Below are 22,999 nucleotides of genomic sequence, written 5' to 3'. Positions count from 1 at the left end.
CAGGATTGCTTAGCAAACGGCTATAAAGCGTCTACATCAGGGAAATATAATGCCTATTTTGGTAAATAAATATTAATTTTTACTAATTAGCAAGGAGGTTAAAGATGCTGCTAATGATAAAAAATAAACTAAAGTATACAACTAGGATCTTGATTTTTGCGATAGGATTTACTCATACCGCATTTGCTCAATCAGATCAGCTAAAAGTCGCTAATGCTCAACCGCAAAATGCAACGAAATTAGTTATAAATAAAATAGACAAGCGACAGTTGATAGATGAGAAAGTCAATATTAATACTGCATCTGAGGAGGAGCTGGCAGAGAAATTAAATGGAGTCGGATTGAAAAAAGCGCAGTTAATTGTGCTGCATCGCAAGAAATTTGGCGGCTTTAAGTCAATTGAACATCTTCAGGATGTGCCAGGTATTGGTTTGGGTTTTATTGAAAAGAATCGTGAGAAATTAACCTATTAAAACGTAATAGGAACTGAGAGGGAGTATTAGTCTCAGTTCCTTATTGCTTACACCAGAATAAGCTATAGCTATAAAATACAGTTAAGCTAAAAATACTAAATACAATTTATTATATCTTGTATTGATTATTATAGTGGTATTTATTGTAAGTTAAATTGGCTGATTGTTTAAATATCGTTAAATAGTGTCGGTTTGAAATTACTTAAGGCGTATTTTTTGTTTTAATGAAGACATAATTGCTTGTCGATGATTAAGGTAATATTTTAATCCTTCAGCACGCAGATGGCAGGCAGCACATTGTTGGCAGCCATCACCTATAATACCATTGTAACAAGTAAGGGTTTTATTTTGTATAAATTCTAATGCGTGGTAATAATCGGCTAGTGCCCAAGTTTCGGCTTTATTTAGCCACATAAGTGGGGTTTCAAAGCGAATTGCTTTAGCTATCCCTAGGCAAATAGCTTGATTGAGCGCTTTAACAAATTCATCCCTACAATCAGGATAACCAGAAAAGTCTGTTTCACAAACACCGGTTATAACCACCTCAGCTTGAACTTGGTAAGCATAAATAGCAGCAAGCGTGAGAAATAGAATATTACGTCCTGGAACGAAAGTGTTGGGTAATTCACTTTCAATACTTTTTTCATAGGAAGGTATTGGAATGTTGTCGCGAGTTAGACTACTAATGGCAAGTTCATTTAATGATCCGACATCCAGTATTTTATGTGCTGTGATATTAAAATGCTGGCATATCTTTTGAGCAGCAACAATTTCAGCACTATGACGTTGAGCGTAATTGAAAGTGATACAATGAACTTCGTTATATTGTTTTATTGCTTGTATAAGACAAGTGGTGGAATCTTGTCCGCCACTAAATACAATAACTGCTCGTTTCGTCATGCTAATACTATCCATCGATAAAGTACAAGTAAAAAATTTTTGCTATTCCAGATGATACGTTATGTTACCCAGTTTAATCTAGTTTAGATAGCCTTAATTGGGAAGATTTCTTCATTGTGTTATATTATTTTGTTTAAATTTTTAAATATGGATGATTTTATTCTAACAATTTATTAATAACACTAAATTGATTCTATGAAATCATTAGATAAGAAATGCCATGATTTGTTGAATATATCGTAATATTTCCTTGATTATAAAGCTGACAAATCTGATTTGTTAAAAACATTTTCGCAAGATATTATGAGATTGGATAGTTTTTGGTATTTTTGTAAACATATAATCAACAATATTGCTAATTGAATTGATCTTTTTTATTTTTGATTGAGAAAATAAAATATACAACAATTTTGACTGTATCTGATTAATTTATTGAGCTGTAACTTATTATATTTTTTGATGTAATTTTCAATATCAGGATAAAAAAATGTGAGATTATTTTCTCAATTACGTTGGTATTTTTTAACTGAGTGGTGCCGGTATTTTGGTGCAATCATGTTATTAATTATTATTGCAGGATTACAACTTATTCCACCACGGCTGGTTGGCTTTATTATTGATGGTATTAGTAAGCAAACCCTAAGTAGCAAACAACTTTTGGGCTGGATAAGTGTAATGATACTTATTGCATTTATTATTTATGGATTGCGCTATATTTGGCGATTATGGTTATTTGGCGCTTCTTATAAACTAGCTGTACAGTTAAGACAGAAATTTTATCAACAATTTAGTCGTCAGACTCCCGAGTTTTATTTACGACATAGAGTAGGCGATCTTATTGCACGTACAACCAATGATGTTGATCGAGTTGTCTTTGCAGCAGGAGAAGGTGTCCTGACATTAGTCGATTCTTTGGTGATGGGATGTGCAGTGTTGATTGTCATGAGTATTGAAATCAGTTGGCAACTGACCCTGATCTCATTGCTACCAATGCCAATCATGGCAGTCATTATTAAGCGATATGGTGAACAACTGCATACACGCTTTAAATCTGCCCAAGGTGCATTTTCTTCTCTCAATAATCATGCTCAGGAAAGTTTAACCAGTATCCGTATGATTAAAGCGTTTGGTCTAGAAGATCACCAATCTCATCAGTTTGAGATTGCGGCATTAGAGGCTGGGCGTAAAAATATGCATGTTGCTCAAGTTGATGCGAAATTTGACCCTACTATCTATATTGCGATAGGCGCTGCAAATTTTTTGGCAGTAGCGGGTGGAAGCTGGATGGTTTGGCATAATAAAATGACACTAGGTGACTTGACCAGTTTTGTTATGTATTTAGGGCTTATGATATGGCCAATGTTAGCGCTTGCATGGATGTTTAATATCGTTGAGCGTGGAAGCGCTGCCTATAGCAGAATCTGTGTTTTATTTGAAGAACCCCTATCGATTATTGATGGGAAACAGTATTTGCAGCCAACATCTGGTCAATTGAGCGTAAATATTCAGCAATTTAATTACCCAGGTGTTGGAATATCATCCTTGCATAATATTGTATTTAATATACAGCCAGGGCAATTAGTTGGAATTTGCGGTCCAACCGGGGCGGGGAAATCAACACTATTATCATTATTGCAACGTCATTTTGATGTTCTTGATGGTGAAATTTTGTTTCAATCTCTTTCTCTGACTCATATTCAGCAGCGAGAATGGCATGCCAGACTGGCAGTTGTGAACCAAATACCATTTTTATTTTCTGATACTATCGCAGGTAATATTGCTTTAGGTAGACCAACTGCCAGCCAAACAGAAATAGAGGAAGCGGCAAGGCTAGCTGATGTACATGAAGATATTTTGCGTTTACCTGATGGGTATAGCACACAAGTTGGTGAGCGTGGCATTATGTTATCTGGTGGACAAAAGCAGCGTATTTCTATAGCAAGAGCACTATTATTAAATACTGAAATTTTGATATTAGACGATGCTTTGTCTGCTGTAGATGGACAGACTGAAAATAGAATTTTAAAAAATTTACGTCAGTGGCGAGGGTGTCATACTATCATCATTAGTGCCCACCGATTATCTGCTTTAGTGGATTCAGATCAGATACTTGTATTGCAACAAGGAACTATCGCATGTCAAGGTACCCATCAGCAATTAATTGCAAAACCTGGTTGGTATCGAGATATGTATTGTTATCAGCAAATTCAAGCCACCATGGAAAATGAACATGAATAAGCCTCGTCTTTTATGGCCATCCTTAAAGCGCTTATTAATTTATGGAGATCCATTTCGTAAACCGATAACTATTGCGGTTTTGATATCTTGGCTAGCCGCTGCGGTAGAAATTTGTGGGCCCCTTCTAGTAAGCTACTTTATTGATAATTTGTTAACAAAAGGTCATATACCGTTGGAAAGTGCGGTTATATTAATAATAGTTTTTTTTGCATCACAAATTATTGCTGCCATCTTACACTATTATCAAACAATTTTATTTAATCAAGCAGCTATAGGCGTTGTTCAAACATTACGTACAGATGTAATGAGTGCTGCTATTAGGCAGCCATTGAGTATTTTTGATAATCAACCAGTAGGACAGCTTATCTCTCGAGTGACAAATGATACTGAAGTGGTTAAGGATCTGTTTGTAACGGTTATTCCGACTATATTTCGTAGTATAGCGCTAATTATTGCCATGTTAGTAGCGATGTTTTTTTTAGAGTGGCGCATGGCAATTGTTGCTAGCTTAATTTTCCCTATAGTATTTTTGATCATGGTAATTTACCAACGTTTAAGTACGCCAATTGTTCGTCGAGTACGTACTTACCTAGCTGATATTAACGATGGTTTTAATGAGATCATTAACGGTATGACTGTGATTCAGCAATTTAGGCAACGAGCCCGCTTTGGGGAGAAAATGTTAGCGGTGAATCGTCAGCACTATACTGCTCGGATGCAGGCATTAAAGTTAGATAGCATTCTTTTACGCCCATTATTAAATTTATTTTCGGCCTTAACCCTTTGTGGATTAATTCTATTATTTGGATTTAAAGGAATAGATGTTATTGGTGTTGGAGTATTGTATGCTTTTATTAATTACCTTGGACGTTTAAATGAGCCATTAATTAAATTAACTTCACAGCAATCGGTATTACAACAAGCGGTAGTTGCAGGCGAAAGAATTTTTGAATTAATAGATAGCCCACGACAATATTATGGTCATGATCAATTACCTTTATTGTCAGGTCGAGTAGATATACAAAAGCTCTCTTTTGCTTATCGTGATGATAAATATGTATTGAACGAAATTGATATGCAGATAGAGGATAACGAATTTGTCGCATTAGTTGGGCATACAGGTAGTGGAAAAAGCACGATCACTAACTTATTAATGGGATATTATCCGTGGCAAGAAGGACAAATATTACTTGATGGACGTCCACTATCATCTCTTTCCCATCAGGTGTTGCGTAATTGTATTACTATTGTACAACAAGAGCCGGTTATTTTAGCAACGACTGTTTTTGATAATATCGCTTTGGGCCGAGAAATTTCAGAACAGAAAGTTTGGCAAATTTTAACAATTGTACAGCTCGCTGATTGGGTATATAAATTACCTAATGGCTTAAATACACTGTTAGGTGAGCAAGGTAATATGCTATCTACTGGGCAGAAGCAGCTACTGGCGTTAGCGCGGGCTTTAGTACAAACGCCGAAAATTTTAATATTGGATGAGGCAACGGCCAATGTTGATTCAGGAACTGAGAAAGCGATTCAAAAAACTTTACAGTTAATTCGTCGACAGACAACATTAATCGTTATTGCCCATCGACTTTCTACTGTTATCGACGCGGATAAAATTTTTGTCTTACATCGTGGTAAAATCGTTCAGCAAGGCAAACATAATCAATTGTTGCGACACCCAGGGCTGTATGCCCAGATGTACCAATTGCAGCAGATTGGTAATTTATTACATCCTGCTAGCTTAGAATATCTCGATGTGGTCTATTGATCTTTTTTGCTATTATTTTATATATTTTAAACTAGTTAAATGTTTAATATTATTTATTTGAATAAGAAAACAACACTTGATTTCTGCTTTCTTGCTATTTGAATATGAATAGCGCATAATGCGTGCCTCTATTGTTCATATAGAGCCATTCAATGGGGTCCTGTTGGTGCTCCCGCAATGCTAACTTGTTAACTTGGTCAGGTCTGGAAAGAAGCAGCCATAGCAGGGGATGTATGTGCCGGGATGTTGCTGACAGGACTCCGCCAGTTTAGCACTTCTAAGATATTTATATTTTTTGCAAATAAAATTAATCTAGTTGACAAAAATTGTTTTTATGTTGAAAGTTACTAAATTAATTCAATATGGTTAGTTTTTTATATACAGAAAAAATTTCGCTTAATTTGATGAATTTTCATTTTAATCTAAATGCAAGTTTTTGGTTTAGTTTTTATAGAAAAATAAGATTATGTAAAATTACGAATTTCATATAACGAAGTAATTAAATTATTAATTAAAAAATAAATAGCAATATATTGATTATTTTGCTGAATAGTTATTGACTAAGTATGGTCGTGATTAATAAAAAAGAGTAACAGTTGAGAGAGGATAATTATAGGCTTATTTTTTTGATTAAGCGAAAATATAAATATGGTTCATTGTTTAATCTAATAATGTAAGCAACACCACGATATAATTATCCGTGTTATGAATGAATATTTTAAGTTATATAGTTACTAATAAAAGCCGATAAGGGCTATCGGCTAAAATTATAACCATATCCTATCTGATAAAGGAAAGACTTATTAGCGAACATATTTCCAAACGGACGAAGGAATTTTGTCATAAAGTTTATTCATTGTGAGCTCAGCTAACCTATGGTCGGCAGCAGAATAAAATAACTCAAGTTCGTCTTCAGATAATTCATATTTGTTTTTTTCGATTACGCGCTCCAATGTTTCGATAGTCGTACATTTTCTTAAGCGCATCAGATAGTCAATTTTAGTCATAATTTCCTTTCTTTAAATTATAGATGTATAAAATATGAATGTTATTGGCTGTTGCGTCAAGTGTTACTTAATGAATACTTTATATCATTTGTTAATATTTCAGCCAAATGCTCATTCATTTTTTGCCAATCAGAAATATCTGTTAGGCTCATTACAGGTTTACCAAATAGGTTATAAGTTTCATCCAAATATTCGTCAATAAAAATAAAAAGGTTTACGTTATTCGGATATTTTAATTTAAATTGACCAATAAAATCTGTGATATGATCAATTAATACATTAAATTTAACGTTTTGGTCGGAACAAAGATCATTTTTCCAATGAGTTTTTGTCCTATGCAAAGTTAACATCGCTTCACGATGTAGAGCATCACATAAATACTTTAGCACTAAGATGTCATAACTCCTTGGTGAGTACTCATCCATAATCACCTCCATTCAAACCACAGATTACGGGTTATTACTCATTTTTATTGCATAATACCGCTAAAGATGAAGAATTTACCATTGAATTAATATATTGTTTTATTTTTTGTAAAATCAAAAACACTAATTAATTATGATTGTTGCCAAAATTATAAATGGTTGTCGGTAAACAATCAGAAGAATGTAGATAATTTATAAAATTTATACTTGTGTGAGTATAGCAAAAGTAATGCAAACAACCTACTGGATATTAATATAGCACTATTATCGCATAAGTCACTATCTCTGTATAAAGTTTTTTGTTATATGATGTTAATCAAAGAACTAATCTAGTACAAAATATCAAAGATATACAAAAAGTTACAGTATTACTGTGTTATTTTATTATTATTTATTTTTTTATTAAAAAATAAGTTTTAGTCATATATTTAGAATTATTTTTCATTTATTAAAAAATATTTTTACATAAAAGGCCAGATATTCTGGCCTTTTAATGGAAATATTACTAATAACCTAGCTAAGCTAATATTTATTTGTGAAACGTCTACGTATGACGACAAAAAATACTGGAACGAAATAGATAGCTAATGTAGTTGCTGCAATCATTCCTCCAAGCACGCCTGTACCAACAGAGTTTTGCGCACCTGAACCTGCACCGTTACTAATAACGAGAGGTAAAACGCCAAGCATGAATGCTAGTGATGTCATTAAAATAGGTCGTAACCGCATTCTGACAGCATCTAGCGTTGCTTCAATCAATCCTTTTCCTTCTTTTTCCATTAAGTCTTTAGCAAACTCAACAATTAATATGGCGTTTTTGGCTGATAGGCCAATGGTCGTTAATAAGCCTACCTTAAAGTAAACATCATTTTCTAATCCACGAAATGAAGTGAAGAGTAATGCTCCAATAACCCCTAATGGTAGAACTAACATAACAGAAAAAGGAATTGACCAACTTTCATATAAAGCGGCTAAACAAAGAAAAACCACAATAAGAGAAATTACATATAAAGCAGGTGCTTGATTGCCAGAAAGACGTTCTTGGTAAGACATACCGGTCCATTCATAACCAATACCCTCAGGTAATTTTTCAGTAAGTTGCTCCATTAATAACATGGCATCACCAGTACTTTTCCCTGGAGCCGCAGAACCTTGGATTTCCATTGCAGGTAAACCATTATAGCGTTCCAAACGTGGCGAACCATATAGCCATGGATCTTTGCTATGATCAATTAATGCGGAGAAAGGTACCATTTTTCCTTGATTATTGCGGACATAAAGTTTTTCAATATCAGCGGGCAACATCCGAAATGGGGCATTGGCTTGCACGTAAACTTTTTTAACGCGTTCACGATCAATAAAGTCATTTACATAGACTCCACCAAACATAGTACTTAAGGTTGCATTAATATCATTGATAGATACACCTAATGCCTCAGCCTTTTGTTGATCGAGATAAAAACGATACTGAGAGGTATCATCTTGTCCGTTAGGACGAACATTTTGCAATATATCAGGATGTTGAGCAATAAGTCCAAGTAGTTGATTACGAGCAGCCATTAATTTCTCATGACCTAAATTACCTTGATCAACAAGTTCATAATCAAAACCACTGGCTGTACCTAACTCTGGTATGGCCGGAATATTGAAAGAGAAAATGATAGCCTCTTGTATTTTTGAAAAGGCAAGATTGGCGCGATTGATAATTTGAGAAACGTGATTTTGATCGCTATGGCGTGTTTTCCAATCTTGTAGTACGACAAAAGCAAGCCCCATGTTTTGTCCTTGCCCTGCGAAGCCAAAGCCACTTACGGTAAAGACAGATTTAACATTTTCTTTTTCTTTTGTTCGATAATATTGGTCAATATCATTAAGCACAGCTACAGTTTGTTCTTGGGTAGAGCCTGGTGGTAGCTGAACCATCGTCAAGAGTACTCCTTGATCTTCCTCGGGAAGAAACGAAGAAGGCAATTTTAGGAACAGAAATGCCATACCAGCAACCAATATAACATAAATCACTAGGTAACGACCTGTGCCTCTAAGCATATGGCCAATACTATTGGTATAGTGATGTGCGCTTTTTTCAAATGTACGGTTAAACCAGCCGAAAAAGCCTGTCTGTTTTCCGTGGCTACCTTTAGGTATAGGTTTTAATATTGTGGCACAAAGAGCTGGAGTTAAGATCAGCGCGACTAGAACAGATAGCACCATTGATGCGACAATGGTAACCGAAAATTGACGATAGATTGCGCCCGTTGAGCCACCAAAAAAAGCCATAGGTATAAATACCGCGGATAAGACTAAGGCTATACCGACAAGTGCGCCTTGGATTTGTCCCATCGACTTTTTGGTGGCTTCTTTTGGCGATATTCCCTCTTCTTGCATAACACGCTCGACGTTTTCTACTACCACAATCGCATCATCGACTAAGAGTCCGATAGCGAGCACCATTGCGAACATGGTAAGCGTGTTAATTGAGTACCCCATTGCAGACAAAATAGCAAAAGTTCCAAGCAAGACAACAGGAACTGCGATCGTCGGGATCAAAGTTGCGCGGAGGTTTTGCAAGAATAAGTACATTACAACAACGACGAGCATGATAGCTTCGATCAGTGTTTTCACTACTTCGTTAATTGAGATTTTTACAAACGGTGTAGTGTCATAAGGGTAAACAATCTCTAATCCATTAGGGAAAAAAAGCTCCATTTCAGCAAGCGTAGCACGTACGGCTTTAGCAGTATCTAAGGCATTAGCCCCGGTTGCCAATTTGATACCGATACCGGCTGACGCAGTACCATTATATTTGGCTTTGATACTATAATTTTCCGCACCTAATTCAACTACAGCAACGTCTTTTAAGCGAACCTGAGAGCCATCTGGATTAACTCGTAACAGGATATTGGCAAACTGTTCAGCATTATTTAGCCGCGTTTGAGCAATAATAGAAACATTCAGTCGTTGGCCTGGGATCGGTGGTGTTCCACCTAGCTGGCCGGCAGCAACTTGGTTGTTTTGAATTTTTATGGCATTGATAACATCTTGAGTAGCCATATTGTATTTAACTAGTTTATCTGGATCTAACCAGATCCGCATAGCGTACTGGGTACCAAATAATTGCGTTTCACCAACGCCTTTTACTCGGCTAATAGGATCTTTAATGTGAGAGTTAACATAATCAGCAATATCTTCTTGATTCATTGAGCCATCTTTGGAAATAAAAGCGACCACCATTAAGAAAGAACCAGTAGATTTATTAACTTGTATACCTTGTTGCTGCACCTCTTGCGGTAGTAATGGCATGGCCAATTGTAATTTATTTTGTACCTGTACTTGTGCAATATCAGGATCTGTCCCTGCTTCAAAGGTAAGTGTCAGCGACATGTTACCCATTGCATCACTTGTTGAAGACATATAAACCAGATTATCAATTCCATTCATGTTCTGTTCGATAACCTGAGTAACAGTATTTTGGACTGTTGTGGCGTCTGCTCCAGGATAGGTTGCTACAATTGAGATAGACGGTGGCGCAATGGTTGGATATTGTGCCACCGGTAATTTGATAATTGCCAATAGACCAGCGAGCATGGTAATAATGGCTATTACCCACGCAAATATTGGCCGTTCTATAAAAAACTGAGGCATTAATTATCGACTCCCTTAATTTAAGATTTTTGCGGAGAAAATCTATTTTTCTGTTGTATTTGGATTGGGCGATGTTTCTTTAGCTGTCACTTTCATGCCTGGCTTGATTTTCTGTAACCCAATAACAATGACACGCTCTCCGGCTTCAAGTCCTTTAGTTATTAACCATTGATTACCAATTGCTTGCGCAGTAATTACCGTACGGACTTCAACTTCATTGTTGGTATTAACAACCATCACTTGAGCCTCACCACGAGGGGTCCGACTTACACCTTGTTGTGGCACGAGGATGGCATTTTTTTGCACGCCTTCTTCTAAAACGGCACGAACAAACATACCAGGCAGTAGTTTTTTTTCTGGATTGGGGAAAATAGCCCGCATCGTGATAGACCCAGTACTTTCATCAACGGTTACATCGGAAAATTGAAGAACACCTTTTTGTGGGTAAACGTCACCATTATTCATTTTTAAGCTAACAGGTGCTTGCTGCGATTCTTTAAATAAATTGCCGCTAGCGATTTCATTTTTTAAACGCAGATAATCGTCGCTGGATTGGGTAACATCAACATAAATAGGATCTAATTGTTGAATGGTTGTTAGCGCACTAGTTTGTCCAGTCGAAACCAGCGCGCCTTCTGTGACGTTGGATTTACCGGAGCGGCCGGAAATAGGCGCTTTTACTTTAGTATATTCAAGATTGATACGCGCAGTTTCAACTGCCGCTTCAGCGGCTTTAAGGGAAGCTAACGCCTGAGCATAGTTAGCGTTTGCGGTATCATACTCTTGTTTACTGATATAATTTGTTCCTAATAGAGGTTTATAACGACTTACCGTTAAACGAGTAATTTCGGCATTGGCTTTGGCTTTTGCTAAATTGGCTTTTGCGCTGTCATAATTTGCTTTATAGGTAGCAGGATCTATTTGATATAAAGAAGTTCCGGCTTCAACATCACTCCCTTCTTTATAATTTCTTTTTAATATAATACCTCCTACTTGAGGTCTTACCTCGGCAATACGAAAAGCAGTAGTACGGCCAGGCAGTTCAGTTGTTACTGTCAATGGCTTAACTTGTAAAGTTACGACACCAACTTCCGGTGTTGGAGGTGCAATATTACCTTGCTGGGAATTATCGCCACATGCTGTCAAGATCAAACAGCTTGAGAGTAGTAATATTACCAGAGGTAAAACCCCTCTGTTTTTTTGCATAAATAAACCTCAATATTCAAATATCAATTTCAAATCTGAAACCTGGTGAATTATTATGTTATAAGTCTCTTATGTTATTGCAAAAACATACATGAATGTATGTAAATTTACTTCAATAAGAAGAAAGTAAGTTAAAATGGCACGAAAAACTAAGCAACAAGCGAAAATAACTCGCCAAGAAATAATTGATGCAGCAATTAGAACATTTTCTAAGTATGGTGTTTCATCTACCTCTTTGTCTAATATAGCAGAGGTTGCAGGTGTAACTCGTGGTGCTATTTATTGGCATTTTAAAAATAAAGTCGATCTTTTCTCTGAAGCTTGTAAATTTACGGATAAACAAATAGCTGAAACTCAGGAAAAGTATCAGTTAAAATACCCTAATGATCCACTTTTTGTATTGAGAAAATTATTACATTATATTTTATTTACCTTTTTTGACGATACTAAAAACAAGGCGCTAACTGAGATTTTTTTTCATAAATGTGAATTGATAGGTGAAATGGCACAGTTTGCTGAATTACGGCGTGAAATTTATATGATTAACTATCAGAGATTAGTCACTCTGTTAAGCGCCTGTGTGGAAAAACAACAGTTACCGGTCAATATCAATGTTGAGTGCGCAGCAATTATGATACGAGCAGAAATTACCGGCCTGTTTGAAAATTGGTTATGTGTACCAGATAGTTTTAATATCAAAGAAAATGCGGTTCGTTACGTGGATACGATGATTGATATGATGAAATATAGTCCATCATTAAGAAACAGTTGAAACGTTTTATTACATAATTAAGGAGGATTGGATGCAAGAAAAAAACCTATTTTTGATTATTGCTAACGGTGCCGCCTATGGAGATGAAAATCTTTTTAATGCACTACGTCTAGCGATTGCAGTTAAGGAACAGGCTGCTACAACGGAAATAAAGATTTTTTTAATGTCTGATGCGGTTGTTGCCGGTCTTATTAATCAAAAGCCAATTGAAGGTTATAATTTAAAACAGATGTTGGAAATCTTACTTGCGCAGCAAGTAGAAATAAAATTATGTAAGACATGTACGGATGCCCGTGGTATCACTGAATTGCCGTTAATTAAAGGCATCTCCATCGGCACTTTGGTTGATTTAGCACAGTGGACATTAGCATCCAATAAAGTTTTAACTTTTTAGATATAATACTATTTGAGACAAGGAAATAAATTTTAAGGAGAGATTTTTAACTGTTTTCTTATTTTTAATCTTACTCAGTGGATACTACTATGTTTTCATTTAGTCGAAGGTTGCAAAACAGAGCATATTACCAACGGTTAGTTTCTTTATTGTCCTTGTCTTGTGGTTTATTCTTTCTTTTTACAGCAACGTTAGTTGAGAGTGCTACCTTAACCAATATAACTTCACGGCAAACTATCCAAAACGAATTAAATGCCTTAAGTCATCGTAGCAATTTAACGGCAGCTGAAACGCTAGCTTTAGCTGACTATAAAAAAGCAATTCAATTTTATGATGAATTAACTGAATTAGAAAAACAAGCTGCGCTAATGCAGAAAAGAGTTATACAAGCGCCGAAAGAGGCGCGAAATGCACTTGAGAAGTTAGCTAAAATTAAACAAGAGCAACAACAAAGTGAGCAGACTAAAACTGAATATCAGCATTTAACATTATCACAACTCGAGAGCCAATTAAAAAATAAATTAGAAATATTGCAAAACCAGCAGGAAAATCTGGCCAATATTAATAGCAACTTAGTTGCCTTACAAACTCAGCCAGAGCGAGCGATGAATATTATGTTAGAAAACGCTCGCCGGCTACAAGATATTCGTTACCGACTAAATAATGACTTCTCTTCCAATGAAGATATTCGGCCTTCTCTACAAATATTATTACAAGTCGAACAATTTTATCTGCAACAGCAAAATAAATTTCAACAACACGCATTAGAAGCGAACACTCAGTTACAAGATGTGCTACAGAAGCAACGTGATTATACCGCAACTTATATTGCGTTAATTCAAAGTGATATACAGTATGTTCAGGCTGCTATTAATAATAAACGCTTAAATTATTCTGAAGAAACGTCTAAAGAAGCTCAACGCTCAACGATAAATAGTCAGGAAGTGGAAGAATATCCGATAATTAAACATGAAAAAGCGATTAATAAGGCACTAAGTGAGCGTTTGATTACAATAACCCAAGATAGTAACCAATTAGTACAAAAGAGCATAAGGGTTAAATCTTGGTTAGAAAGAGCCATTCAAGTAGAGAGTAATTTAAAAGAACAAATAACAGTCTTACGTGGAAGTTTATTACTTTCACGTATCCTTTTTCAAAAACAAATTAATTTGCCACCAAATATACTGACAAAAAATCTGCCAACATTAATTGCCGATTTACGGTTGGAGCAGTTTGATATTAACCAAGAGCGTGATCAGTTATATCAATCTTCTAATTATATTAATAAGTTGGCTGATACAATAAGTGATTCAATGGTAGATAAGAGTAAGACAATGCCACTATCGAAGGAAGTCTGGCGGGCATTAGAGCTACTAATTGATATACGACGTGATCTTTTAGATCAATTAAATGTTCAATTGGGTAATCAGATTTCTCAGGCAATTAATTTACAGTTAGATCAACAACAATTACTGGGTGTCATTGAGTCTTTAGAACAGACATTAGCCCAGCAAATTTTTTGGGTAAATAGTAATAAACCGATTGATCTGGCATGGTTAACTTCTTTTCCTGAAGCAGCGAAAGCAAAAATTACCTCTTTTAATTTTAAATTATCATTAATTAGCATATATAAAGGATTAATTAACTCTTCTGTTGTCACTATTCCCCTTTTGTTGGCCTGTCTGTTCTTTTTTTGGATGAATCGCAAGTTTAAACAACGTTTAAAAGAAATTAATTCAGAAGTTAAAGTATTCAAAAAAGATAACCAATTGCATACACCGGTAGCGTTGATTTTAACCCTAATGATGGCGTTTCCTGGCGCTTTTATTGCACTTGCAGTCGGTTACTGGTTTTTAAAAACCGGTAATCCCCATGGTGATTTTGTTTGGAGTTTTGCCCTGCAATTGGCTCTATTTTGGATGTTATTTAGATGGTGCATTTATATACTTAAACCTGATGGCATTGCAGAAAATCATTTTTTAATTGCTAAAAAAGACACGACCTGGTTACGCCAACATTTGATGAATCTGATGTTGCCGTTGATTGTTTTGATTTATTGGTCCAGTTATGGCGTCATGTATCCTTTGCGTTTGGCGGATGATGTCATCGGACAATTGATTGTCTTAATATCCCTGTTTTTAGTTTTTTTATTTACTTTGCCATTTTGCCGTCGGATCTGGCAACAAAAGGGTGGCCATTTAACCCGCACTATTATTATTACCATACTGGCTTTTTCTCCACTGGTATTAATTGGTTTAATGATGGTCGGTTATTATTACACGACTCTTCGACTTTCCAGTCGCTGGATTGATAGCCTCTACTTATTACTCCTTTGGTATATTATTTATCATAGTTGTATTCGTGGATTATCTATTGCAGCGCGCAAGCTTGCTTATAAGAGAGCATTAGAGCGTCGTCATAATATGACGCGCGAAGAGCAAGAAAACGAACCTATCACCGAACCGCCAATGTCAATAGAATTGATTAGTCAACAATCTCTCCGTTTAACTAGTATGGTACTGTTTCTGATCTTTATCGTCGCTTTTTATTGGATTTGGTCAGATTTCATTACTATTTTCTCATTCTTAGACGGCGTTCAGCTTTGGCATACTAATGTACAAAATGAGGCTGGTCACGCTTTACAAGCGGTTACCTTGGCTGATTTAATTCTAGCGATTATTATTTTTATTGTCGCTTTAGTAATGACGCGAAATCTGCCCGGTCTATTAGAGGTTTTAGTGCTGTCTCGGTTGAAGCTTAGGCAGGGATCAAGCTATGCCATCACAACGATGCTGACCTATATTATTATCGGTATTGGTACAATTATCGTATTGGCAATGTTAGGTGTTACCTGGAATAAGTTACAGTGGCTAGCGGCAGCATTAACCTTTGGTTTAGGTTTTGGTCTACAAGAAATTTTTGCTAACTTTGTTTCCGGTATTATTATTTTGTTTGAACGACCGGTCAGAATTGGTGATACCGTTACGATTGGTAATTTCTCAGGCACAGTAAGTAAAATTCGTATTCGAGCAACCACCATAACGGATTTTGATCGTAAAGAAGTCATTATTCCCAATAAAGCATTTGTGACTGAACGTTTAATAAATTGGTCGTTATCAGATACGATTACCCGTATAATTATCAAGCTAGGTGTTGCTTATGGTTCTGATCTTGATAAAGTCAAAACGATTTTGTTACAGGCGGCGCAAAGTAATAATAAGATCATGTCGGATCCGGCTCCGTTAGTATTTTTTACTGATTTTGGTGAAAGTACTCTTAATCATGAATTACGTTTTTATGTTCGACAGATAGCGGATAGAAGCACAACATTGGATGAAGTTAATCGAATGATTGATCGCTTATGTCGGGAACAAAATATCGATATTGCTTTTAATCAGTTAGAAGTTCACCTTCATAATAACAAAGGTGATTTTGTGCAAGAAGTTGATCGTACTATTGGTGCAGAAAAGGGATCGAAGCACCCTGATAGAAACGATCGGGATTAATAATACTGCCGAATAATAATTGAATTATTTATATCAACGCTTTTTAGTTGCATTGGCAAGTAATGAGATAGCGTTTTTATTCTCATAATCTTTTTTCACAATATCAAGCGCTTTGAGTGCTGTAGCTGGTTCTATTTGATTAATTTCTAGAATATAAATTAAATCAATGGCAACTTGGATTTCTAATGGCGCATTCTCTAAATTCATTAAATATACCTATATTATTTTTTATTCGATATTTTGATTCTCATCGCGCTCAATCGCCCTTTCTATGCGTGAAAGAGCCTGACGGCATCTCACTAATCTTCCTGTTAATGCAGCTATTTCTTGTTGCAGTTTCTGGCAAGCAACATATGATTGTTGCTTAGCTAATTGTTGTTCTCGATCATTTATCATGGCGATTAGGCGACGTTCATAGTCTTGATGTTGAACTAATCGTTCATAGCGATCGACGGTTTTTTCTTTTTGACTATGCTGATTTTCTTGCTCTCTTAAAATTTGAGTTGCAGATTCTCGCGTCATTGCACCAATTTGGGCAATAATTTTTTCTGTCAAAAAAGTAACCTGTTCTGGGCGTGAGGTAATAACTGCAATTTTTAATTGACTAAAATGTTGCTTAATTTCAAATAAACATTCACTTAATTGATGGCTTTTTCGATAAAATAATTTTTGATCAAAACGTGATTTTATAAAAGAAGAGTGTGCAATAGGCTTTATTTGCTCTGCTAATGCTTCAATTTGCTCTTCAAGCGTGTTTAGTAACTTTTGTGTTTTCATATAGTAAGCCATAATAATATAAAATATGTGATTGCGATTTGACTTATTACTGTAAAAATGCGGATATTGGTAAGTAAGTTATTGCATTTTTATAGTACTTTTCATAGATTGTAGTGTTTGATTATTTTATCTATGATGATAATTATGATGGTTAATGAAAGAAAAATACAATTTATAAAAGACAGTATTGAAACAATTCCTGATTATCCGATACCAGGTGTATTGTTTCGTGATATTACAACCTTATTGGATAATCCTGCTGCTTATCAGGCCACTATTGATCTACTTGTGGAACATTATAAAAATAAAGGTATCACTAAAATTGTTGGTACTGAAGCGAGAGGCTTTTTGTTTGGGGCACCGGTTGCTTTGGGTTTAGGTATAGGATTTGTGCCAGTACGTAAAGAGGGAAAATTACCGCGAGCCACTTTACGGCAAAATTATGAGCTAGAATATGGTAGCGATACACTCGAGATCCATAAAGATAGTATTTCAGCGAAAGACAATGTATTAGTGGTTGATGATTTACTCGCTACAGGTGGTACGATTGAGGCAACTGTACGCTTGATCCGGCAGCTTGGAGGCAGAGTTAATGAAGCGGCATTTATTATCTGTTTGCCCGATTTAGGTGGTATCGAACGTTTAAAAAAACAAGGTGTCAATTGTTTTAATTTGGTTGAATTCTCAGGACATTAATCAGTAAAATTTTCTGGCGAAATGTGCTAACTAGGCAAATAGCGCTATGTTGGTGTAACAAACTATATACTTAACGTCTAATAGGAATCATGAGCTACCAGGTACTTGCCCGTAAATGGCGCCCACAAACATTTACCGATGTTGTTGGGCAACAACACGTTTTGACTGCGCTGGCAAATGGTTTGCAACAGCAGCGGCTCCATCATGCCTACCTATTCTCTGGGACACGAGGGGTTGGAAAAACAACTATTGCACGACTGTTTGCGAAAGGGCTTAACTGTGAGGTAGGGATAAGCCAGAATCCTTGTGGTCAGTGTGTCAACTGTCTTGAGATAGCGCAGGGCCGATTTGTTGATCTGATTGAAATAGATGCCGCTTCGCGCACTAAAGTTGAGGATACGCGCGAACTGCTAGATAATGTCCAGTATGCACCAACACGTGGTCGATTTAAAGTCTACTTAATCGACGAAGTTCATATGCTTTCTCGTCATAGCTTCAATGCTTTGCTTAAGACGTTGGAAGAACCGCCAGAACATGTAAAATTTCTCTTAGCAACGACCGATCCACAGAAATTACCGATAACGGTTTTATCTCGCTGCCTTCAATTTCATTTAAGAACACTTGATATCGACCAAATCAGCCGTCAACTTGAACGCATTTTAGTGGCTGAGCAAATATCGAGTGATAAACGTGCCCGCCAATTAATTGCCAGAGCGGCCGAAGGTAGTTTACGTGATGCATTAAGTTTGACCGATCAAGCTATTGCCATGGGTCAGGGGCAGGTATCGGCCGATTCAGTTAGTCAAATGCTAGGAATATTGGATGATGAACAGCCACTAGCGATCATTGAAGCGATTGTACATGCCGATGGTCAAAAAATGATGGCTCTAGTCGAAGATATTGCGTTGCGGGGCAGTGACTGGGAAAACGTATTGATTGAAATGTTATCATTAGTTCATCGCATTGCGATGATCCAGCTTTTACCTGTGGAGATGCAAGATACTGCATCGCCGCTAGAAGAGCGTTTACGTTTACTTGCGCGTTCGATTACGCCAACGGATTTACAGCTCTATTATCAAATCCTATTTGTCGGACGCAAAGAGCTTCCCTATGCGCCAGAAAAGCGCATGGGGGTTGAGATGACTTTATTACGTGCCTTAGCATTTCATCCTAAGTGTGTTAATGATACTGAAATTTCATTGGTATCTTCGCCAAATAGAATGGAATCGGTTACCGCAGGTAATGATATTGATATTTCTTCTAATATAAAAGATAAAAAAAAAGTCATTGATCAAGCGATAAGTTCATCAGCTGAAAAGTTAATTAATACGCCTACCTTGCAATTGCTAAAAGCAAAAGCGTCACTAAAACAAGAGCAAGAGAAAACACCGCTAAAAAAGTCTGACACCGCATTGTCGAAGACGAAAACGCCGTCGGCAATGTCAGCGCTAGAACGGTTAGCAACTGTTTCTGCGCAGCATCAGCGATCTGTTGCAAATCAGCCGAAACAGATTAAGAAGGATGAGAAAAATCAAAAAGATAAATCTTATCAGTGGCGGCCGCAAAATATTTCTGAACAAAAGATAGAGCGAGTAACAACGCCTGGCAATATTAAACAAGCATTAGAATATGAAAGAACACCTGAACTTGCCAATAAAATCGCACTTGAAGCTCGAGAGCGTGACCACTGGTCGGCTGAAATTTCTCAGTTAAAAATACCAAAATTGATAGAACAACTTGCGTTGAATGCGTATAAGGAATCGTTAAATGAAACGGAAATCTGTTTACACTTACGATCAACGCAACGGCATTTGAATACTGAGCCTGCGCATAAAGCATTAACAAAAGCCTTATGTGAGTTATATGGCCAGCCGATAAAACTGGTTATCATCGAAGATGATAATCCGGCCGTCAAGACACCTTTGGAATGGCGGCAGCTAATTTATGAAGAGAAGCTAGCACAGGCTCGTCAATCCATCATTGTGGATAAAACCATTCAGACTTTGCGTACGCTGTTTGATGCACAGTTAGATGAAGAAAGTATACGGCCTGTATAGTCAAATACATATCGTTAAGTATAATGAAGCAAAGTTAACGTATATCCTGGTAACAGATCAGAAAGAGAGAAATATTATGTTTGGTAAAGGTGGGCTGGGTAACCTGATGAAGCAGGCTCAGCAAATGCAAGAAAAGATGCAGAAAGTACAAGAAGAGATTGCTAACATGGAAGTTACCGGCGAATCTGGTGCAGGACTTGTTAAAGTAACTATTAATGGTGCACATAATTGCCGCCGGGTTGAAATTGATCCTAGTTTGATGGCAGATGATAAAGATATGTTAGAAGATCTTATTGCGGCCGCATTTAATGATGCTGCGCGCCGTATAGAAGAAGCACAAAAAGAAAAAATGGCCAATATCTCCAATGGCATGCAATTACCTCCAGGCTTTAAGATGCCATCTTGATGCAAACGAGTCCCCTGCTTGAATCTTTAATGGAAGCGCTACGCTGTTTACCTGGTGTAGGGCCAAAATCGGCGCAACGTATGGCTTTTCATCTTCTGCAACGTGATCGTAGTGGTGGCATGCAATTGGCTCAGGCGTTGACACGTGCAATGTCTGAGATCGGCCATTGTCAGGGTTGTCGAACATTTACTGAAAAAGATTACTGTTCTATTTGTACTAATCCGAGGCGTCAACAAACGGGCCAAATATGTGTGGTTGAAAGTCCGGCCGATATTTATGCCATTGAACAAACAGGGCAGTTTGCTGGGCGTTATTTTGTTTTGATGGGCCATCTGTCGCCATTAGATGGTATTGGACCTAAGGATATTGGCCTTGATAGCTTAGCCGATAAACTAGCGACTGAGACGGTATCAGAAGTGATCTTGGCGACCAACCCAACAATTGAAGGGGAAGCAACGGCCAACTATATTGCTGGTATATGTGCTCAATATGAGGTGATGGCCAGCCGTATTGCTCATGGTATTCCGGTTGGTGGTGAGCTTGAAATGGTTGACGGAACAACTTTGTCACATTCAATCATTGGCCGTCAGAAAATTAATTATTGATAGTATAAATCTAATATCAATAAACCTATGCAGAGGTTAAAAACTCTGCTTATTTTTTATGAAAAAGTTAACTGTATCGGCTGTCAATACTGTTTTGACGGCGGTGAACTTGAAATTTTCAATTTATATCCCCATCTGAGTTTCATAACCATTCAACCCAATAAAATTATTCTAAAATTGAGGCTATTTAATGAGTATGAAAGGACAAGAAACTCGTGGATTTCAATCAGAAGTAAAACAGTTATTGCAATTGATGATCCATTCTCTTTATTCCAATAAAGAAATCTTTTTACGCGAGCTGATTTCAAACGCATCTGATGCAGCGGATAAATTACGCTTTAAGGCACTTTCACAATCAGATCTTTATGAAAATGATGGTGACTTAAGAGTTAGAATTGCTGTTGATAAAGACAAAAAAAACTTAACCATTAGTGATAACGGTATTGGCATGACGCGCGAAGAGGTTATTGATAATTTAGGTACTATTGCTAAATCTGGTACGAAGGCTTTTTTACAGTCTTTAGGTAACGAACAAGCGAAAGATAGCCCATTAATCGGTCAGTTTGGTGTTGGTTTCTATTCAGCTTTTATTGTTGCAGATAAAGTGACCGTGCGTTCGCGAGCAGCGGGTATGGCCGCCGATAAAGGGGTTTTCTGGCAATCTCAGGGTGAGGGTGAATATACCGTTGCTGATATTGAAAAAGCAGAGCGGGGTACTGAAATTACCTTACATTTACGTGAAGACCAAACGGAATTCTTAGATAACTGGCGTTTACGTTCGGTGATTAGCAAATATTCAGATCATATTGCCTTGCCAGTGGAAATTGAAGCCAAGAACGAAGAAGATGATACGGTTATTTGGGAAAAAATTAATAAAGCCCAGGCACTATGGACACGTAACAAAAACGATATTACGGCTGAAGAATATAAAGAGTTTTATAAGCATGTTTCCCATGATTATGCGGATCCTCTAATATGGAGCCATAATCGGGTAGAGGGTAAGCAAGAGTATACTAGCCTACTTTATATACCAACTAAAGCGCCTTTTGATTTATGGAATCGTGATAATAAACATGGTTTAAAGCTTTATGTTCATCGTGTTTTTATCATGGATGAAGCTGAACAGTTTATGCCCAATTACCTACGTTTCGTCCGTGGGTTAGTTGATTCCAATGACTTACCATTAAATGTTTCACGTGAAATTTTACAAGATAGTGATATCACTCGTAGTTTGCGTAGTGCATTAACTAAACGCGCATTACAGATGTTAGAAAAATTAGCCAAAAATGAACCTGAACAGTATCAACAATTCTGGCAGGAATTTGGACTAGTGCTGAAAGAGGGTCCTGCGGAAGATACCACCAATAAAGAAGGGATCACTAAATTATTACGCTTTGCATCAACGCATAATGAGAGTAATTTACAGAATGTTTCTTTAGAAGATTATGTTAGTCGAATGATTGAGGGGCAGGAAAAAATTTATTACATTACCGCAGATAGTTATGCTGCTGCGAAAAATAGCCCACATTTAGAACTATTCCGTAAAAAAGGAATTGAGGTTTTATTATTATCTGATCGGATTGATGAGTGGATGATGAACTATTTGCCAGAATTTGCAGGCAAATCTTTTCAATCTGTTAGTAAGACAGATGAGTCACTTGAAAAACTGGCTGATGAAGATAAGAAAGAGCAAGAAGAGACAGATAAAAAACTGGAGCCTTTCGTTGAGCGAGTAAAAAAATTATTAGGCGAGCGGGTGAAGGAGGTGAAGTTAACACATCGTTTAACCGATACGCCGGCAATCGTGACGACGGATGCGAATGATATGAGTACGCAGATGGCAAAACTTTTTGCCGCGGTGGGTCAATCAGCACCGGAAATAAAATATAATTTTGAACTTAATCCTGAGCATCCATTAGTTAAAAAAGCGACAGAACTAACAGATGATGGCTTATTTTCTGAGTGGATAGAAGTATTATTAGATCAGGCATTGTTTGTTGAACAGGGTAGCCTGGAAGATCCTAATCAATTTATTCGTCGTATTAATAAGTTACTTTTGGGCTAAAATTTATTTAATTAACCAGGTTGTTTATAAAACCACGTTTTAGTTATTTCAAGACG

The 22,999-nt window shown here is 36.7% G+C and carries 18 protein-coding genes and 1 other RNA gene; 12 read left to right on the top strand and 7 right to left on the bottom strand.

The features are described from left to right. Positions 1-104 precede the first annotated feature (104 nt). Positions 105-473, top strand: coding sequence for a ComEA family DNA-binding protein (locus LDL57_RS12655; protein WP_225505869.1), 369 nt, complete (start codon positions 105-107; stop codon positions 471-473). Between the two features lie 198 nt (positions 474-671). Here LDL57_RS12655 and queC read toward each other — a convergent pair whose 3' ends face one another. After that, complete coding sequence (queC, locus tag LDL57_RS12650) at positions 672-1,373, bottom strand: 7-cyano-7-deazaguanine synthase QueC (RefSeq protein ID WP_180559665.1); 702 nt, start codon at positions 1,371-1,373, stop codon at positions 672-674. Between the two features lie 489 nt (positions 1,374-1,862). On the opposite strand from queC, the gene LDL57_RS12645 reads away from it, so the two are divergent. The 3 genes from LDL57_RS12645 (at position 1,863) to ffs (ending at position 5,643) form a co-directional block, all read left to right on the top strand. Continuing rightward, positions 1,863-3,611 carry a SmdA family multidrug ABC transporter permease/ATP-binding protein gene (locus LDL57_RS12645; RefSeq protein ID WP_180559666.1) on the top strand — a complete coding sequence of 583 codons (1,749 nt, stop codon included), beginning with the start codon at positions 1,863-1,865 and terminating at the stop codon, positions 3,609-3,611. Then, the gene (locus LDL57_RS12640; protein ID WP_225505867.1) at positions 3,604-5,385 is read left to right on the top strand and encodes a SmdB family multidrug efflux ABC transporter permease/ATP-binding protein; all 1,782 of its coding nucleotides are present in this window, start codon (positions 3,604-3,606) and stop codon (positions 5,383-5,385) included. The genes LDL57_RS12645 and LDL57_RS12640 overlap by 8 nt, the downstream gene beginning before the upstream one ends. Positions 5,386-5,546: 161 nt before the next feature. Next, positions 5,547-5,643, top strand: an RNA gene (gene ffs / locus LDL57_RS12635) — signal recognition particle sRNA small type. 545 nt (positions 5,644-6,188) lie between these two features. Here the strand turns inward: ffs and LDL57_RS12630 are convergent. The 4 genes from LDL57_RS12630 to LDL57_RS12615 form a co-directional block, all read right to left on the bottom strand. Beyond that, positions 6,189-6,392 carry an HHA domain-containing protein gene (locus LDL57_RS12630; protein WP_026821483.1) on the bottom strand — a complete coding sequence of 68 codons (204 nt, stop codon included), beginning with the start codon at positions 6,390-6,392 and terminating at the stop codon, positions 6,189-6,191. Between the two features lie 56 nt (positions 6,393-6,448). Next, positions 6,449-6,817 (bottom strand): Hha toxicity modulator TomB, encoded by a 369-nt coding sequence (gene tomB, locus LDL57_RS12625; protein ID WP_180559668.1) that lies wholly within the window; start codon positions 6,815-6,817, stop codon positions 6,449-6,451. 522 nt (positions 6,818-7,339) lie between these two features. Next, positions 7,340-10,459 (bottom strand): efflux RND transporter permease subunit, encoded by a 3,120-nt coding sequence (locus LDL57_RS12620; RefSeq protein WP_180559669.1) that lies wholly within the window; start codon positions 10,457-10,459, stop codon positions 7,340-7,342. Between the two features lie 42 nt (positions 10,460-10,501). Further along, positions 10,502-11,665, bottom strand: coding sequence for an efflux RND transporter periplasmic adaptor subunit (locus LDL57_RS12615; protein ID WP_225505865.1), 1,164 nt, complete (start codon positions 11,663-11,665; stop codon positions 10,502-10,504). A gap of 136 nt (positions 11,666-11,801) precedes the next feature. On the opposite strand from LDL57_RS12615, the gene acrR reads away from it, so the two are divergent. The 3 genes from acrR (at position 11,802) to mscK (ending at position 16,337) form a co-directional block, all read left to right on the top strand. After that, positions 11,802-12,437 carry a multidrug efflux transporter transcriptional repressor AcrR gene (gene acrR, locus LDL57_RS12610; protein WP_180559671.1) on the top strand — a complete coding sequence of 212 codons (636 nt, stop codon included), beginning with the start codon at positions 11,802-11,804 and terminating at the stop codon, positions 12,435-12,437. Between the two features lie 31 nt (positions 12,438-12,468). Then, on the top strand, positions 12,469-12,831 hold the full coding sequence (locus LDL57_RS12605) for a DsrE/DsrF/TusD sulfur relay family protein (protein WP_180559672.1): 363 nt from the start codon (positions 12,469-12,471) through the stop codon (positions 12,829-12,831). An 89-nt stretch (positions 12,832-12,920) separates the two neighbouring features. Further along, a complete protein-coding gene (gene mscK, locus LDL57_RS12600; RefSeq protein WP_225505862.1) occupies positions 12,921-16,337 on the top strand; it encodes a mechanosensitive channel MscK in 3,417 nt (1,138 codons plus the stop codon). Between the two features lie 33 nt (positions 16,338-16,370). On the opposite strand, the gene LDL57_RS12595 is transcribed toward mscK, so the two are convergent. Together LDL57_RS12595 and priC are read right to left on the bottom strand one after the other, a co-directional pair. Next, positions 16,371-16,544 (bottom strand): DUF2496 domain-containing protein, encoded by a 174-nt coding sequence (locus tag LDL57_RS12595; RefSeq protein ID WP_180559674.1) that lies wholly within the window; start codon positions 16,542-16,544, stop codon positions 16,371-16,373. A gap of 21 nt (positions 16,545-16,565) precedes the next feature. Further along, complete coding sequence (priC, locus tag LDL57_RS12590; protein ID WP_180559675.1) at positions 16,566-17,114, bottom strand: primosomal replication protein PriC; 549 nt, start codon at positions 17,112-17,114, stop codon at positions 16,566-16,568. A gap of 132 nt (positions 17,115-17,246) precedes the next feature. On the opposite strand from priC, the gene apt reads away from it, so the two are divergent. The 5 genes from apt (at position 17,247) to htpG (ending at position 22,943) form a co-directional block, all read left to right on the top strand. Further along, entirely contained in the window at positions 17,247-17,810 is a 564-nt protein-coding gene (gene apt / locus LDL57_RS12585; protein ID WP_370520680.1) for an adenine phosphoribosyltransferase, read from the top strand. Positions 17,811-17,899: 89 nt separating this feature from the next. Next, entirely contained in the window at positions 17,900-19,867 is a 1,968-nt protein-coding gene (gene dnaX / locus LDL57_RS12580) for a DNA polymerase III subunit gamma/tau (protein ID WP_180559677.1), read from the top strand. A 76-nt stretch (positions 19,868-19,943) separates the two neighbouring features. Continuing rightward, the gene (locus tag LDL57_RS12575) at positions 19,944-20,273 is read left to right on the top strand and encodes a YbaB/EbfC family nucleoid-associated protein (RefSeq protein WP_180559719.1); all 330 of its coding nucleotides are present in this window, start codon (positions 19,944-19,946) and stop codon (positions 20,271-20,273) included. Beyond that, positions 20,273-20,878, top strand: coding sequence for a recombination mediator RecR (gene recR / locus LDL57_RS12570; RefSeq protein WP_180559678.1), 606 nt, complete (start codon positions 20,273-20,275; stop codon positions 20,876-20,878). The genes LDL57_RS12575 and recR overlap by 1 nt, the downstream gene beginning before the upstream one ends. 190 nt (positions 20,879-21,068) lie before the next feature. Next, a complete protein-coding gene (gene htpG / locus LDL57_RS12565; RefSeq protein ID WP_180559679.1) occupies positions 21,069-22,943 on the top strand; it encodes a molecular chaperone HtpG in 1,875 nt (624 codons plus the stop codon). The last annotated feature ends 56 nt before the right edge of the window (positions 22,944-22,999 follow it).

The sequence above is a fragment of the Arsenophonus apicola genome (genome assembly GCF_020268605.1).
GTDB lineage: Bacteria > Pseudomonadota > Gammaproteobacteria > Enterobacterales > Enterobacteriaceae > Arsenophonus > Arsenophonus apicola.
Note: the sequence above shows the minus strand (reverse complement) of the source record. Positions and strands in the feature narration are given on the sequence as shown.

Excerpts from the sequence above, each read along its gene's own strand:
- LDL57_RS12655 (WP_225505869.1), top strand. The coding sequence starts at position 105 with ATGCTGCTAATGATAAAAAATAAACTAAAGTATACAACTAGGATCTTG.
- queC (WP_180559665.1), bottom strand. The coding sequence starts at position 1,373 with ATGACGAAACGAGCAGTTATTGTATTTAGTGGCGGACAAGATTCCACC.
- LDL57_RS12640 (WP_225505867.1), top strand. The coding sequence starts at position 3,604 with ATGAATAAGCCTCGTCTTTTATGGCCATCCTTAAAGCGCTTATTAATT.
- LDL57_RS12630 (WP_026821483.1), bottom strand. The coding sequence starts at position 6,392 with ATGACTAAAATTGACTATCTGATGCGCTTAAGAAAATGTACGACTATC.
- tomB (WP_180559668.1), bottom strand. The coding sequence starts at position 6,817 with ATGGATGAGTACTCACCAAGGAGTTATGACATCTTAGTGCTAAAGTAT.
- LDL57_RS12620 (WP_180559669.1), bottom strand. The coding sequence starts at position 10,459 with ATGCCTCAGTTTTTTATAGAACGGCCAATATTTGCGTGGGTAATAGCC.
- LDL57_RS12615 (WP_225505865.1), bottom strand. The coding sequence starts at position 11,665 with ATGCAAAAAAACAGAGGGGTTTTACCTCTGGTAATATTACTACTCTCA.
- acrR (WP_180559671.1), top strand. The coding sequence starts at position 11,802 with ATGGCACGAAAAACTAAGCAACAAGCGAAAATAACTCGCCAAGAAATA.
- LDL57_RS12605 (WP_180559672.1), top strand. The coding sequence starts at position 12,469 with ATGCAAGAAAAAAACCTATTTTTGATTATTGCTAACGGTGCCGCCTAT.
- mscK (WP_225505862.1), top strand. The coding sequence starts at position 12,921 with ATGTTTTCATTTAGTCGAAGGTTGCAAAACAGAGCATATTACCAACGG.
- LDL57_RS12595 (WP_180559674.1), bottom strand. The coding sequence starts at position 16,544 with ATGAATTTAGAGAATGCGCCATTAGAAATCCAAGTTGCCATTGATTTA.
- priC (WP_180559675.1), bottom strand. The coding sequence starts at position 17,114 with ATGAAAACACAAAAGTTACTAAACACGCTTGAAGAGCAAATTGAAGCA.
- apt (WP_370520680.1), top strand. The coding sequence starts at position 17,247 with ATGATGATAATTATGATGGTTAATGAAAGAAAAATACAATTTATAAAA.
- dnaX (WP_180559677.1), top strand. The coding sequence starts at position 17,900 with ATGAGCTACCAGGTACTTGCCCGTAAATGGCGCCCACAAACATTTACC.
- LDL57_RS12575 (WP_180559719.1), top strand. The coding sequence starts at position 19,944 with ATGTTTGGTAAAGGTGGGCTGGGTAACCTGATGAAGCAGGCTCAGCAA.
- recR (WP_180559678.1), top strand. The coding sequence starts at position 20,273 with ATGCAAACGAGTCCCCTGCTTGAATCTTTAATGGAAGCGCTACGCTGT.
- htpG (WP_180559679.1), top strand. The coding sequence starts at position 21,069 with ATGAGTATGAAAGGACAAGAAACTCGTGGATTTCAATCAGAAGTAAAA.